Source organism: Variovorax sp. 01T439_2 (assembly GCF_056398445.1).
Genome location: NZ_JBFTPJ010000048.1, coordinates 1 through 12,798, shown reverse-complemented (window position 1 = coordinate 12,798; position 12,798 = coordinate 1). Strand labels below are relative to the sequence as shown.

Genomic DNA, 12,798 nt, shown 5'->3' with positions numbered 1-12,798 from the left:
GGTCAATCAATCGAAGACCGAGGGCGTGGCGCTCAAGATGATCAAGGAGCCGATGGTGCTGCAGCCCATCGGCATCGGCATGAAGAAGGACGAGCCGGTGCTGTTGGCCAAGGTGAACGGCGCGCTCTACGCGCTCGAGAAGTCGGGCGAGCTCGACAAGATCTGGGCCAAGTGGCTCGGCCCGAACACCGAATACAAGATGGTGCGCGAAGAAAAGGTCACGCCGCTGGCCGACCTCAAGTTCGAACTCCTGCCCTGAGAGCATCCACCTTGCCGCCAGCGCACCCAACTAGTTATAAGAACTAATTATTAAAACGAAACTGCGTATTGTTTTTGCGCGTTTCTTGGGCATCATTTCCGCATGGAGAAGACAAAGGCCCTGGTGACCGTGATCGAGATGGCGCGCGCCGGCCTCGGCTTTACGCCTGCCGACGCCCTCGACCACATCGCCGCTCTCATCGCCCAGGAGGATGCACAAAGCCCGTTCCACGACCGCCGGGTCGAGGAACTGCTTCGCCTCGGGGCCTGCATCTGGAGCCTGCGGCGGGACCTCGTGACGCCGCGCTGAGCTTTGCTTCGCCCCGCCGCCTCGCGCGCACGGGCTATGCCGTGTGGCCAGATGCAGGAAAGGGTACTTAAGGCTACATTTTCCAGACCAAGAAAAGCCGGCATTCTTTGGGTCGAGCAAACGCCGGCAATCGGAGGACTGAATGCCGCTCTTGTTCCTGCTGAGGCTCCAGCACACGCTGCTGCCTGTCCGAGTCGCGCTTCCGGAGGAAGTGCGGATCGTCTCGGTGCTCGTGGCCACGGGCTTGATCGAGGCCGAGTTCGCACCCGTGAGGCCCGCTGGCCGGGATGCCGCATCGCGCATTGCGACGGTGAGGCGCATCACCGAGGAAGGCCTCGCCGAGCTCGCGCAGATGAGCGACGCCCCCAAGTTCGTGAAGACCTCGATGCAGTTCGCGCGCGGATTGCGATTGATGTAGGGCTTGCAGGATCAGGCCTGCCACGGCAGCCCGCGCATCCGCTCGCGCTTTTCTTCCTCGTCGAAGTGCGCGAGCGAAGGCTTGATCAGGTCGCTGCGCGCCACGATGCCCACCAGCACCAGCGACTGCGCGTCCTTCACCACGGGCAGCCGCTCGAGCCGATGGCGCGCGAGCCGCGTGGCCACCGCGCGGCAGTTCTCGCCCGGCAGCGCAAAGAACAGCGGCACGTCGGCGCATGCGTCGCCCACGGTGGCAATGGGATCGCGCGTGCCGCACGCGGCCAGCATCGCGCGGTCCGCCACGCCGATCACCGCGCCGTTGCGCACCACGGGGAACGCACGGTGGGCCTGGCCGTCGCCGAAATGCTCGAACAGCGCCCGCGCCACCGGCAGGGCCGCGTCGATGCTGCGCACCTCGCGCGTCATGACCTCTTCCACCGAGTGCCGCTCGAGCGGATCGACGCCGTATTCGCGGTAGATGTGATAGCCGCGGCGCGCGATCTTCTCGGTGAGGATCGAGCGGCGCATGGTCAGCACCGTGAAGCCATAGGCCACGGCGGAGGTGGTCAGCAGCGGCAGCAGCGCATTGCTGTCGTGCGTGAGCCCGAAGGCGAAGATGGTGGCGGTGAGCGGTGCGCGCATCACGCCGCCCAGCGTGGCGGCCATGCAGACCAGCGGCCACAGCATCGGGTCGTTGCCGGGCAGCACGTGCGAGAGCACCACGCCCAGGCCCGCGCCCATCATCAGGAGCGGCGCAAGCACGCCGCCCGAAGTGCCCGAGCCCAGCGAGATGACCCAGATCACCGCCTTCACCGCGAGCAGCGCGGCCACCACGCCGAGCGCCAGGTGGTTGTGCAGCAGATCGCCGATCACGTCGTAGCCCACGCCCAATGCACGCGGCTCGAAGTAGCCGCCGATGCCCACCGCCAGGCCGCCGATCGCCGGCCACCACATCCAGTGGATCGGCAGCTTACCGAACAGGTCTTCGACCTTGTAGAGCGAGATCGAGAGCGAGGCCGACAATGCGCCGCACAGAAGCCCCGCGGCCACGCACGAGAGCATCGCGAGCGGGCCGGGCACCGCGGTCTGCAGCGGAAACAGCGGGCCGGCATCCATCAGCAGCGGACGTGTGAACCCCGCCACCGCGCAGGCCACGGCCACCGGCAGCAGGCTGCGCGGCCGGAGCTCGAACAGCAGCAGTTCCACCGCCAGCAGCACGGCCGCCACCGGCGTGCCGAACACCGCCGTCATGCCCGCGGTGGCRCCGGCCACCAGCAGCGCCTTGCGCTCGGCGGCCGTGAGATGGAAGTGCTGCGCGATCAGCGAGCCGATGGCGCCGCCGGTCATGATGATCGGCCCTTCGGCGCCGAACGGGCCGCCGCTGCCGATCACGATGCCCGAGGACAGCGGCTTGAGCAGCGCCACCTTCGGCGACATCTTGCTCTTGCCGAACAGGATCGCCTCGATCGCCTCGGGAATGCCGTGGCCGCGGATCTTGTCGGAACCGTAGCGTGCGACCAGCCCCACGATCAGCCCGCCGATCACCGGCACCGCAATGACCCAGGCGCCCAGCGTGTGCCCGGCCGGCGAGCGGTCCGCCAGCGAGAAGGTCTGGAAGAAGAACAGGTTGGTGAAGAAGCGGATCAGGTCGAGCAGCACGCGCGCGGCCACGGTGCTGACCGCCCCGACCACGATGGCCATGACGGTGATGCGCAGCAGGCGCGCATTGAGGGCGAAGTCGCCGCGGGGCGGGTGGGGGACTGGAGTCATGGCTGTTCGGGAAGAGTCGATCTGCCTCATCCGAGGCCAGCCCTCGAATATATCATTTCATGACATATTCGGTTCGCCCCCTGCGTTGAGAAACCCGCAGCGGCCTGCTAGGCGCCGCCCTTGCTGGCGAGCGCCACCACCTTGGCCAGTTCGGCCACCTGGTCCGCGTGCAGCACCGCGAGCCGTTCCAGCTTCCTGCGTCCCGCGGCCAGCAGATGGACCTCGACCTGGCGCCGGTCCGCATGGCTGGGCTTGCGCTTGACCAGGCCGGCCTCCTCGCAGCGCGACACCAGGGCGACCACGCCGTGGTGCTGGGCCTGCAGTCGCTCGGCGATCTCGCTGATGGTGGCCCACTCGCGGCCGGGAAAGCCCTGGGTGTGGAGCATCAACTGGTATTGAAGGACGGTGATGCCTTCCTCCCGCGCCGCGTCTTCGCTGAAGCGAAGGAAGCTGCGCAGCCTGAATCTGAAGTCGGACAGTGCCTCGAAGTGCTGCTTCTCGATGGATCCCCGTTGGCTGGCCATGAACTTTCCAAGAATGATTGTGCGAACGGAAAGCAATGTAGCAGCCGGCCCGATTCCGACGCAGGGTAATTACTCACAATGTGATGCAATAAACCTCATAACATGATGCATCTGACTTGAACCTGACCTGTGCGATGCCGGCTGCCTTCTCGGCATGCCGCGCGCACTTCCCCGTTGTCCGCTGCCGTTGCCCGTGCATCAGTGCGGGTTGCCGTATCCATTCCATTCGAGAGAGAGAAAGATTGCGTATGCAGATCAAGAGCCAGAAGACCTTCTTCTCGGGCATCATGTTCACCTGCGTCGGCGCGGCGTTCGCGCTGGGCGCCGCCAACTACAACGTCGGGAGTGCGGCCCGCATGGGGCCGGGCTACTTCCCGCTGATCGTGGGCGTGCTGCTGACCCTGCTGGGCCTGGTGGTGATTGCCACCGCGTTCACGGGCCCCACGTCCGACGGCGAGCCGGTCGGAAAGATCGCATGGAAGCCGCTCGGCTTCATCATCGGCGCCAACCTGCTGTTCGGCATCCTGCTGGCGGGCCTGCGCAGCATCGGCCTGCCGGCCATGGGCCTGATCCTCGCCATCTATGCGCTGGTGATCGTGGCCTGCATGGCCGGTGCCAACTTCTCGATGAAGCTGTCGCTGGTGCTGGCAACCGTGCTGGCCATCGGCAGCTACCTGACCTTCATCGTGGGACTCAAGCTGCAGTTCCAGGTGTGGCCCACCTTCATCACCGGCTGAGCGCGAGGCACCACCCATGATGGATCTGATCAACCACCTGTCGCTCGGCTTTTCCACCGCGGTGACGCTGCAGAACCTGGTCTATGCGTTCATCGGCTGCCTGCTGGGCACGCTGATCGGCGTGCTGCCGGGCATCGGCCCGACGGCCACCATTGCCATGCTGCTGCCGGCCACCTACGCGCTGCCGCCCGTGGCCGCGCTCATCATGCTCGCGGGCATCTACTACGGCTCGCAATATGGCGGCTCGACCACCGCCATCCTGGTCAACCTGCCGGGCGAATCGTCGTCCGTGGTGACGGTGATCGACGGCCACCAGATGGCCAAGCGGGGGCGCGGCGGACCGGCGCTCGCGGCCGCGGGCCTGGGCTCGTTCTTCGCGGGCTGCGTGGGCACGCTGATCCTTGCCGCGTTCGCGCCGCCGCTGACCGAGATCGCCTTCAAGTTCGGCCCGGCCGAGTATTTCTCGCTCATGGTGCTGGGCCTGATCGGCGCGGTGGTGATGGCCTCGGGCTCGCTGCTCAAGGCCATCTGCATGATCATGGTGGGCCTGCTGCTGGGCCTGGTCGGCACCGACGTGAATTCGGGCGTGGCGCGCTACAGCTTCGACATTCCGGAACTGACCGACGGCCTGGGCTTCATCGCGATCGCCATGGGCGTGTTCGGCTACGGCGAGATCATTGCCAACCTGGCCCGGCCCGAGGACGAGCGCGAGGTCTTCACGGCCAGCGTCACGGGCCTCATGCCCACCAAGGAAGACTTCAAGCGCATGTTTCCGGCCGTGCTGCGCGGCACCGCGCTGGGCTCGTCGCTGGGCATCCTGCCGGGCGGCGGCGCCACGCTGTCGGCCTTTGCGGCCTACACGCTCGAAAAGAAGATCAAGCTCAAGGCGGGCGAAGTGCCCTTCGGCAAGGGCAACATCCGCGGCGTGGCCGGGCCCGAAGCCGCAAACAACGCGGGTGCGCAGACCTCCTTCATTCCAATGCTGACGCTGGGCATTCCGCCCAACCCGGTCATGGCGCTGATGGTCGGCGCCATGACGATCCACAACATCCAGCCGGGCCCGCAGGTGATGACCAGCAACCCGGAGCTGTTCTGGGGGCTGATCGCCTCGATGTGGATCGGCAACCTGATGCTGGTGATCCTGAACCTGCCGCTCATCGGCCTGTGGATCAAGCTGCTGACCATTCCCTACCGGTGGCTGTTCCCGGCGATCGTGCTGTTCTGCGCGATTGGCGTGTACTCGACCAACAACAACGTGTTCGACATCTGGCTGGTGGCGATCTTCGGTGTCGTGGGCTACACCTTCATCAAGCTCGGATGCGAGCCGGCGCCGCTGCTGCTCGGCCTCATCCTGGGGCCGATGATGGAAGAGAACCTGCGGCGCGCGCTGCTGCTCTCGCGCGGCGACTGGAGCGTGTTCGTCTCGCGGCCGATTTCCGCGGGGCTGCTGGCGGGCGCGGTCGCGCTGCTGCTGATCGTGCTCCTGCCCTCGATCAGATCGAAGCGCGAAGAGGCGTTTGTCGAGGAAGCAGGTTAGCCAAGGCAAGACAAGGAGCCGCCCATGTCCAGTTCCCGCCAGGCTTCGGCGCCCGAATCCGCCGCGGCGCTGCACCGGCCGGTGTGCGAGCTGCTCAAGTGCAGCCTCCCGCTGGTGCTGGCCGGCGCGGCCGACCCCGAACTGGTCGCGGCCGTGACGCAGGCCGGCGGCTTCGGCTTTCTCGGCACGTCGGAGGCGCCGCCTGCGCGCCTCCGCGAAGAGGTGCTGGCGGTGCGGGCGCACACGGACCGGCACTTCGGCGCTGAATTGAATCCGGCCGCCACGGAGCCGGCGCTGCTCGACGCGCAGATTGCTGCCTGCATCGAACTGCGCGTGCCGGTGGCCGGGCTGCTCGGCGCGCTGTCCAGGACCGCCGTGCGGCAGCTTCGCGAAGCCGGGGTGGTGGTGGCCTGCCAGGTGTCATCGGTCAGCGGCGCGTGCGAAGCAGAAGGCGCCGGGGCGCAGATCCTGATCGTGCAGGGCCGGGAGGCCGGCGACGCCGTGCGCGGTGCGCAGCCGCTGGCTGCCATTCTTGCGGATGTGCTGGTGCTGGCGTCGGTTCCGGTGCTCGCCGCGGGCGGTATTGCCGATGGGGCGGACATTGCCGCCGCGCTGGCTGCGGGCGCGCAGGGCGCCGTTCTGGGTGCCGCGGCCCTGCAGGCGCGCGAGGGCGAAGGTGAGGCCGAAGGCACGGCACCGCTGGAGAAGATCGCCAGCGCCAGCAGGCGCCTGCACCAGCTCGCATCGGACGCGGCGGCCTCGCTGCGGGGCCGGGCACTGCGCTTTCCTGAACGCGTGATGCTGTCCTCGCCGGTCTGCTATGCCGACGAACTCGCGCCATCGAGCAAAAATAATTGAAACGCGGCGCGGGGCTGCTTCATCCAATGGGAAAGAGAAGCACACATGTCCCACGCCGCCCCCTCCCCAGTTGCCRCATCGGCGAGCCCCGCACAGGGCTCCGACCGCGAACTCGCGGCGCGCGCCGCGCAAGGCGATGCGCCGGCCTTCGAGTGCATCATGCGGCGCCACAACCAGCTGCTGTTCCGCACGGCGCGCAGCATCCTCAAGAGCGACGAAGAAACCGAGGACGCGCTGCAGGACGCCTACCTGCGCGCCTGGCGCGCCATCGGCAGCTTCCGCGACGATGCGCAGCTCTCGACCTGGCTGGTCCGCATCGTGATCAACGAGGCCCTCGGGCGCCTGCGGCGCCGCGGTGCGCAGGTGATTCCGCTCGACGGCGCCGCCGCGCCCGGCTTCGATGAAGACGAGYCCGAATCGGCCGCCGCCGACGATCCCGACAAACAACCGGAACGCCACGCCATGCGGGAAGAACTTCGGCGGCTGATGGAGCGCCGCATCGATCGCCTGCCCGATGCCTACCGCACCGTCTTCATGCTGCGGGCGGTCGAGGAAATGAGCGTCGAGGAAACGGCCGCGGCCCTGGCGCTGCCCGAAGCCACCGTGCGCACCCGCTTCTTCCGCGCGCGCAGCCTTTTGCGCGAAGGCCTGTCCCGCGACATCGACGTGGCGGTGGGCGATGCATTTTCATTCGACGGCGCGCGCTGCGATCGCATCGTGGCGCGTGTGCTGGCGAGCCTGGCCGACGGGCGGGAATCACCCCGCCCCTGAAGCTCTTACCCACGATCACTACGAGGAAAACAACCATGTCCTTCTTTCAAATGACTTCTCCCGTCGCCGCGCGGCGCATGTTCCTCGGCCAGTCGGGGCTGGTGCTGTCCGGTGCCGCGGTCGCGCTGCTGGCCGGCCGCGATGCCCTGGCCGCCAAGACCGGCGGCGCCACCGGCAACGACGTGCAGATCCTCAACACCGCGCTTGCCGCCGAACTCGAGGCCATTGCGGCCTACCAGGCCGGGGCCGAGAGCAAGCTGCTCGAGAAGCCCGTGCTCGACCTGGCGCTGAGCTTCCAGGGCCACCACAAGGCGCATGCGGACCTGCTCGCCAAGACGGTCGCCAAGCTCGGCGGCCATGCCGTGGCGGCCAAGGCCAGCTACGGCTTTCCGCTGGAGCAGCTGAAGTCGCAGGCCGACGTGCTGCGCTTTGCGGCCAAGCTGGAGCAGGGTGCCGTGAGCGCGTACCTGGGTGCCGTGCCGCTGTTCGGCAATCGCGACCTGTCGAAGGCGGCTGCGAGCATTCTTGGCGACGAGGCGATGCACTGGGCCGTGCTGCGGCAGGCACTCGGCGAAACGCCCGTGCCTTCGGCCTTCATGTCATGAGCTCAGGCCGGTGGCTCCTTGCGGCCGCCGCACTGGCCGCGGCCGCGCACGCGTGGGCAGTGCCCGACGCGGTGCGCGGCGAGCAGGTCTACGCGCGCTGCCTGGCCTGCCATGCGCTGGCGGTCGACCGCGTCGGGCCCCGGCACTGCGGGCTGTTCGGCCGGCTGGCCGGCAGCGTGCCCGGCTTCGCCTACTCGGAGGCCATGAAGAAATCGAAGATCGTCTGGAACGACAAGACGCTCGACCGCTTCCTGGCCAAGCCGCTGGCCATGGTGCCCGGCACCGCCATGACCTACGACGGCGTGCCCGACGCCGCAGAGCGCGCGGACCTGATCGCCTACCTCAAGCATGCCAACGAAGCGCCACCATGCAGCGGCCGCGCACGCGAGTGAGCCATCAGCCGCCGCCCGCCGCATTCTGCTTCGGCTRCTTGATCGTCCACAGCGCTGCCGCCATCAGCGCGACACCCGCAAGCTGGACCCCGTTCAAGCGGCGCCCGTACACACCCCAGTCCACCAGCACCGCAGTCAATGGGTACACGAACTGCAGAACGGCGATCCTGCCGAGCGAAAGCCGGGCCATGCCCGCGAAGAGAAGGGCATAGGCCAAGCCGGTGTGCAGCACGCCCAGTCCCGCGAGCCACGCCCAAGCCGGCGCCGAATCCGGCCAGCCGAACACAAGAGGCACCCACGCCAGGACAACAACGCCGATCAGGCACTGCCACCAGGCCAGCGCATAGGACGTGATGGTTTTTTCCGTATTGGCGAGGATGGTCACCGCGGCATAGCAGAGCGAGCCGCCCAGGCACATGAGCAGGCCGAGCGCGTAGCCGCTACCCCATGAGGCCACCGATGCCATGTTGCCGAAAAGCCCGGTCGTCAGCGCCAGCCCGCACAGTGCGGCCAGTGTGGCGGCCCACTGGCGCGGCGACACGGCTTCGCGCAGGACCAGTGCGCCGAAGAGAATGATCCACACCGGCTGGATGTGAAAAACAATGGTGGCCACCGCAATCGAGATGCGCGGGATCGCCGCGAAGAACAGCGCCCAGTTCAGCACCATCAGGCAGCCCGTCGCGCAGGCGATCCATCCGCTCTTGCCGCGCAGCCGCAGCTCGTTCGTTCGGCCGGTTGCCAAGCCCCATGCGAGCAGCGCCAATGCACCGAAGGCGCAGCGAAACAGCACCGTGACCAGCGGATGCTGGTGCGCCTCTTCCACGAAGACGCCGATCGTGCCGAGCAGCACGCCGCCGGCAATCAGCAGCCATTGCCCCGTGCTCTCCCGTTTCGATTGCCGGCGCGTCGCCGCGAACGCGGGGTGCACCTGGACTGCCTTCTTTTGCATGAAGGCGATCGTCCGCCCATGCGACAGCGGCGTAAAGCGCATAGTTCGAAGGCCTATCATTCGAACATCGAATGAGAAGCGCGACGATGAAATATCCCGATTTCCAGATCGACTGGCTGCGCGCCCTGGTGGCGGTGGTGGATGCCGGCTCGCTCTCTGCCGCGGCGCCGCTGGTCCACCGCTCGCAGTCGGCGGTGAGCATGCAGATCAAGAAGCTGGAGAACGCGCTCGGCCAGGCCGTGCTGCTGCGCGGCCCGCGGCACCTGGAAGTGACGCCGGCGGGCGCGCAGCTGCTGGTCTATGCGCGCCGCATGCTCGAACTGCAGTCGGAAACGCAGAACGCCATGTTCGGACCGGAGCTCGCGGGCCGCGTGCGGCTCGGCGTGCCGGACGACTACGCCTCCACCTACCTGACGCCGGTGCTGCGCAGCTTTGCCGGGCGCTACAAGGGCGTGGAAATCGAGCTGACCTGCGAGCAGTCGACCTCCCTCATCCCCAAGATCGCGCGGGGCGAGCTGGACTTGGCGCTGGTCTCCCGCGACAAGCCGCAACGCGGACAGCTCCTGTTCCAGGAACCCCTGGTGTGGGTCGGCACGGCGCAGCATGAAGCCTGGCGCCGCAATCCGTTGCCGATTGCGGTCTACGAGGCGGGCAGCATGGCCCGAACTGCCGCGCTCTCGAGCCTGGCCGCCAGGCGGCGCGCCTATCGCATCGTCTATCACAGCTCCAGCCTCGCCGGCCAGCTCGCGGCCGTGGAGAGCGGCCTGGCCGTGGCCGTGTTCACGCGCTGCAGCGTTCCGCCTCACCTGCAGATATTGCAGAACCTGCCCAGCGGCTTCGACCTGCCCAGGCTCAAGTCGATGGACGTGGCGGCCTTGCGCAGCAAGGTGTCGCTGCGCTCGCCCGCGGTGGATGCGATGTACGAGCAGATGGTGCGGACCTTGAGCCCCGCATAGGCGAGGGCACCGGCGCGATCAACTGCCGCCGCCCTGCGGCCGCGCCAGGGTGTCGGCAAGCTCCCATAGCGACCCCATCTGCCCCGAGTGAAAAAGCAGGGGCGGCGCATCGGTCCGCGAGAAGCGTTCCACGCGGCCGAGGATGATCGTGTGATCGCCTTCCTGGTGGCGCGAGTAGGTGGAACATTCGAAGGTCGCGACGCTGTCGATCAGCCTCGCGCAGCCATTGGACCCGACCTCGAAGGCCTCGGCGAAGCGCTCGAACTTGTCGGCCGCGGGCTTGGCGAAATGCCAGGCCAGGTCGCGCTGCCCGGCGGTCAGCACGCTGAGGTTGAACGGCCGCGTCGCCAAAAATGCATCGGCGCTGCGCGTGTCGTCGCGGATGCTCCACAGGATCAGCGGCGGGTCGAGCGACACCGATGCGAAGGAGTTGATCGTCATGCCTTCGCGCTTGCCGTCCGGCGTGGTGGTGGTCACGAGGCACACCCCCGTGGGAAAGGCGCCGAGCGCCTGCCGCAGCTGGCGCGCATCGACCGTCTCGGCCGCGTCGCCCGTGATGAGAGCCCAGGAGTACATGGCCGGTGCCTCGGTCAGTACTGGCCCTTCGGCTCCAGGCCGAGCAGGTACTGGCCCACCATCGAGGAGACCGCGTCCCAGTTGAGGCTGATGTGGCGCGAGATCGCATTCGTGTCGCGCCACATGCGCTGGATCGGCTGGTTCAGCGACAGGCCCGCGCCTCCGACGCTCGCGAACACCGCCTCGACGGCATCGCGCGAGAGCCGCGCGGCAAAGGCATGGTCGCGCCGGTTGCGGATCCGCTGCTCGATGCTGATGACATGGCCATCCATGGCCATCTGCTCCACCTGCGCGGTGTCGCGGTAGAGCAGCAGCCGCGCCGCATCGACGCTCGCCGATGCCTCGGCCAGGCGCGACTGCACGGGAAAGAATTCGCTGAGCCGGCTGCCGCCGCCGGCCACGGCCCCCCGGGTGACGCGCGTGCCGGCCAGCGCGATCAGTTCGTCGACCGCGCCTTGCGCGGTGCCGACGATCGGCGACACCAGGCAGACCGGCACCGCCGACAGAAAAGGAATGCGGTAGATCGGATTCGCGTTGACCTTGGCACCCGGCGGATTGTTGGACGAAGCCTCCGCGAACGTCAGCTTGCGGTGCCCCGGAATGAACACCGGCTTGTCGATGACGATCGCCTTGGACCCGGTGCCTGCCTGGCCGGCCACGTGCCAGTTGTCCTCGATGGCCCAGTCCGAGCGCGGCGCGAGCAAAAAGCCGGCTGTCGGCGGCGCGCCCTTTTCTTCAGGCGGAAACTGCACGCCCAGCAGGGCCCACTGCGAGTTGTCCACGTTCGAAGCAAAGAGCCACTTGCCTTGCACCCGATAGCCGCCGTCGACCTTCTCGGCCATGGTCGCGGGCGCATACGAGCCGCAGACGATCGCGCGCGGGTCCTTGCGCCAGACGTCGTCCTGCGCCTCTTCCGGAAAGATCGCGACCAGCCACTGGTGAATGGCGCCGAGCGAGCAGCCCCACGACGACGAGGTGCAGCCCCGCGCCAGTTCGCTGACCACGTCGATGAACGCGGCGAACCCGTACTCGTAGCCGCCGTAGCGCGCAGGCTGCATCAGCCTGAAGAAGCCCRCGTCATGGAAGGCCTGCGTGGTGGCCTCGGAAACCCGGCGGTCCTGCTCGGTCTGCTGGGCCCGCTCGCGCAGCATCGGCACCATATTGCTTGCAGATGCAGCTATTTTTTCGATCGAAGGCGCATCCTTCACGGGCGACTTGCGGCCTGGGGCGGGGAGGTCTACGCGGTCCAGTTGAGCAAAGGGGTTGGCGGCTTCAGTCATGGTGGTCTCCGGATGGTGGGTGGGAACTCGACGGTGGCAAGGCCTCGATTGAAGCGCATGAAACTTGCAAATGCAAATAATAAATGCTTGGGGTTTACGCTATATAGATGCCGGAAATCGCCTGTAGCATTCGGCATGGCCACCAGAAAACAGACCGCAGCAAAGTCGACGCAGCCACGCAAGGCGCGCACCGAGGCACCTCCCAAATTGAATGCAACTGCAGACAAATCGGCAGACCACGACCTGGAGCGGGCCATTCCGTACCTGCTTGCCCGCGCAGGCATGCGCATGGGGCAGTCGTTCAGCAAGGAGCTCAAGCAGTTCAAGCTCTCGCTGACCGAGTGGCGGGTGTGCGTGGCGCTGCACCACAAGGCACATCAGCGGCTCTCCGACCTGGCGCTGCACACGTCGACGGACGCTTCCACGCTCTCGCGGGTGGTCGACGGCCTGCTGCAGCGCGGCGTGCTGGTGCGCGACCGGTCGGACGAGGATGCGCGCGCGCTCGCGCTGAACCTGACCGAGGCGGGCCGCGACCTCACGCTGCGGATCATTCCGCTGGCCCAGGTCTACGAGCGTGTCTCGCTGGCCGGCCTGACCACGGCGCAGGCCGAATCGCTTCGGGACATGCTCCGGATGGTCTACGACAACCTGGCAGTGCTGGACAACGAATGACGGTTCGGTGAAGGAGGCGGCGCCATGAACATCAACTCCATCGACCTGAATCTTTTCCTGGTGTTCCAGGCGATCTACGCCACGCGCAGCGTCACGCTCGCGGGCGACCGCCTCGGCATGACGCAGTCCGCGGTGAGCAATGCCCTCAAGCGCATGCGCGAACGCTTCAACGACGCGCTGTTCGTG

Annotated in this window: 17 protein-coding genes; 12 read left to right on the top strand and 5 right to left on the bottom strand. The window is 67.3% G+C overall.

The window, feature by feature from the left end; translation table 11 throughout:
* The 3 genes from AC1DOC_RS04160 to AC1DOC_RS04150 all read left to right on the top strand — a co-directional run.
* Positions 1-259, top strand: a 259-nt coding sequence (locus tag AC1DOC_RS04160) for a transporter substrate-binding domain-containing protein (protein WP_478129435.1), incomplete at its 5' end; no start/stop codon positions are given.
* Between the two features lie 102 nt (positions 260-361).
* Positions 362-568, top strand: coding sequence for a hypothetical protein (locus AC1DOC_RS04155; RefSeq protein WP_018904142.1), 207 nt, complete (start codon positions 362-364; stop codon positions 566-568).
* A gap of 142 nt (positions 569-710) precedes the next feature.
* Positions 711-986: a hypothetical protein gene (locus tag AC1DOC_RS04150; RefSeq protein WP_015866393.1), complete on the top strand. Its 276-nt coding sequence runs from the start codon at positions 711-713 to the stop codon at positions 984-986.
* Positions 987-997: 11 nt separating this feature from the next.
* Here AC1DOC_RS04150 and AC1DOC_RS04145 read toward each other — a convergent pair whose 3' ends face one another.
* Together AC1DOC_RS04145 and AC1DOC_RS04140 are read right to left on the bottom strand one after the other, a co-directional pair.
* Positions 998-2,755, bottom strand: coding sequence for a chloride channel protein (locus tag AC1DOC_RS04145; RefSeq protein ID WP_307596047.1), 1,758 nt, complete (start codon positions 2,753-2,755; stop codon positions 998-1,000).
* Between the two features lie 107 nt (positions 2,756-2,862).
* Complete coding sequence (locus AC1DOC_RS04140) at positions 2,863-3,279, bottom strand: MarR family winged helix-turn-helix transcriptional regulator (protein WP_018904145.1); 417 nt, start codon at positions 3,277-3,279, stop codon at positions 2,863-2,865.
* 248 nt (positions 3,280-3,527) lie between these two features.
* Here AC1DOC_RS04140 and AC1DOC_RS04135 point away from each other — a divergent pair, with 248 nt between their 5' ends.
* The 6 genes from AC1DOC_RS04135 to AC1DOC_RS04110 are packed head-to-tail and all read left to right on the top strand — an operon-like array spanning position 3,528 to position 8,179.
* Positions 3,528-4,016, top strand: coding sequence for a tripartite tricarboxylate transporter TctB family protein (locus AC1DOC_RS04135; RefSeq protein WP_015866396.1), 489 nt, complete (start codon positions 3,528-3,530; stop codon positions 4,014-4,016).
* Between the two features lie 19 nt (positions 4,017-4,035).
* Complete coding sequence (locus AC1DOC_RS04130) at positions 4,036-5,553, top strand: tripartite tricarboxylate transporter permease (RefSeq protein WP_026283938.1); 1,518 nt, start codon at positions 4,036-4,038, stop codon at positions 5,551-5,553.
* Between the two features lie 24 nt (positions 5,554-5,577).
* Entirely contained in the window at positions 5,578-6,411 is an 834-nt protein-coding gene (locus tag AC1DOC_RS04125) for a nitronate monooxygenase (RefSeq protein ID WP_369664603.1), read from the top strand.
* 45 nt (positions 6,412-6,456) lie between these two features.
* Positions 6,457-7,182, top strand: a complete 726-nt coding sequence (locus tag AC1DOC_RS04120) for an RNA polymerase sigma factor (RefSeq protein ID WP_478129434.1) — start codon at positions 6,457-6,459, stop codon at positions 7,180-7,182.
* Positions 7,183-7,217: 35 nt separating this feature from the next.
* Entirely contained in the window at positions 7,218-7,787 is a 570-nt protein-coding gene (locus tag AC1DOC_RS04115) for a ferritin-like domain-containing protein (RefSeq protein ID WP_062365352.1), read from the top strand.
* A complete protein-coding gene (locus AC1DOC_RS04110) occupies positions 7,784-8,179 on the top strand; it encodes a c-type cytochrome (protein ID WP_369664602.1) in 396 nt (131 codons plus the stop codon). The genes AC1DOC_RS04115 and AC1DOC_RS04110 overlap by 4 nt, the downstream gene beginning before the upstream one ends.
* Positions 8,180-8,183: 4 nt before the next feature.
* Here the strand turns inward: AC1DOC_RS04110 and AC1DOC_RS04105 are convergent, their stop codons facing one another.
* The gene (locus tag AC1DOC_RS04105; RefSeq protein WP_478129432.1) at positions 8,184-9,170 is read right to left on the bottom strand and encodes a DMT family transporter; all 987 of its coding nucleotides are present in this window, start codon (positions 9,168-9,170) and stop codon (positions 8,184-8,186) included.
* Positions 9,171-9,214: 44 nt separating this feature from the next.
* Between AC1DOC_RS04105 and AC1DOC_RS04100 the strand changes: the two genes are divergently transcribed.
* Entirely contained in the window at positions 9,215-10,084 is an 870-nt protein-coding gene (locus AC1DOC_RS04100; RefSeq protein ID WP_478080676.1) for a LysR family transcriptional regulator, read from the top strand.
* A gap of 18 nt (positions 10,085-10,102) precedes the next feature.
* On the opposite strand, the gene AC1DOC_RS04095 is transcribed toward AC1DOC_RS04100, so the two are convergent.
* Together AC1DOC_RS04095 and AC1DOC_RS04090 are read right to left on the bottom strand one after the other, a co-directional pair.
* Positions 10,103-10,660, bottom strand: a complete 558-nt coding sequence (locus AC1DOC_RS04095) for a flavin reductase family protein (RefSeq protein WP_478080675.1) — start codon at positions 10,658-10,660, stop codon at positions 10,103-10,105.
* Positions 10,661-10,674: 14 nt separating this feature from the next.
* Positions 10,675-11,940 carry an acyl-CoA dehydrogenase family protein gene (locus AC1DOC_RS04090; RefSeq protein ID WP_478129431.1) on the bottom strand — a complete coding sequence of 422 codons (1,266 nt, stop codon included), beginning with the start codon at positions 11,938-11,940 and terminating at the stop codon, positions 10,675-10,677.
* A gap of 135 nt (positions 11,941-12,075) precedes the next feature.
* Here AC1DOC_RS04090 and AC1DOC_RS04085 point away from each other — a divergent pair, with 135 nt between their 5' ends.
* Positions 12,076-12,612, top strand: coding sequence for a MarR family winged helix-turn-helix transcriptional regulator (locus tag AC1DOC_RS04085; RefSeq protein ID WP_478080673.1), 537 nt, complete (start codon positions 12,076-12,078; stop codon positions 12,610-12,612).
* A 24-nt stretch (positions 12,613-12,636) separates the two neighbouring features.
* The coding region (locus AC1DOC_RS04080; RefSeq protein ID WP_478129436.1) for a LysR family transcriptional regulator at positions 12,637-12,798 on the top strand (162 nt) is incomplete at its 3' end.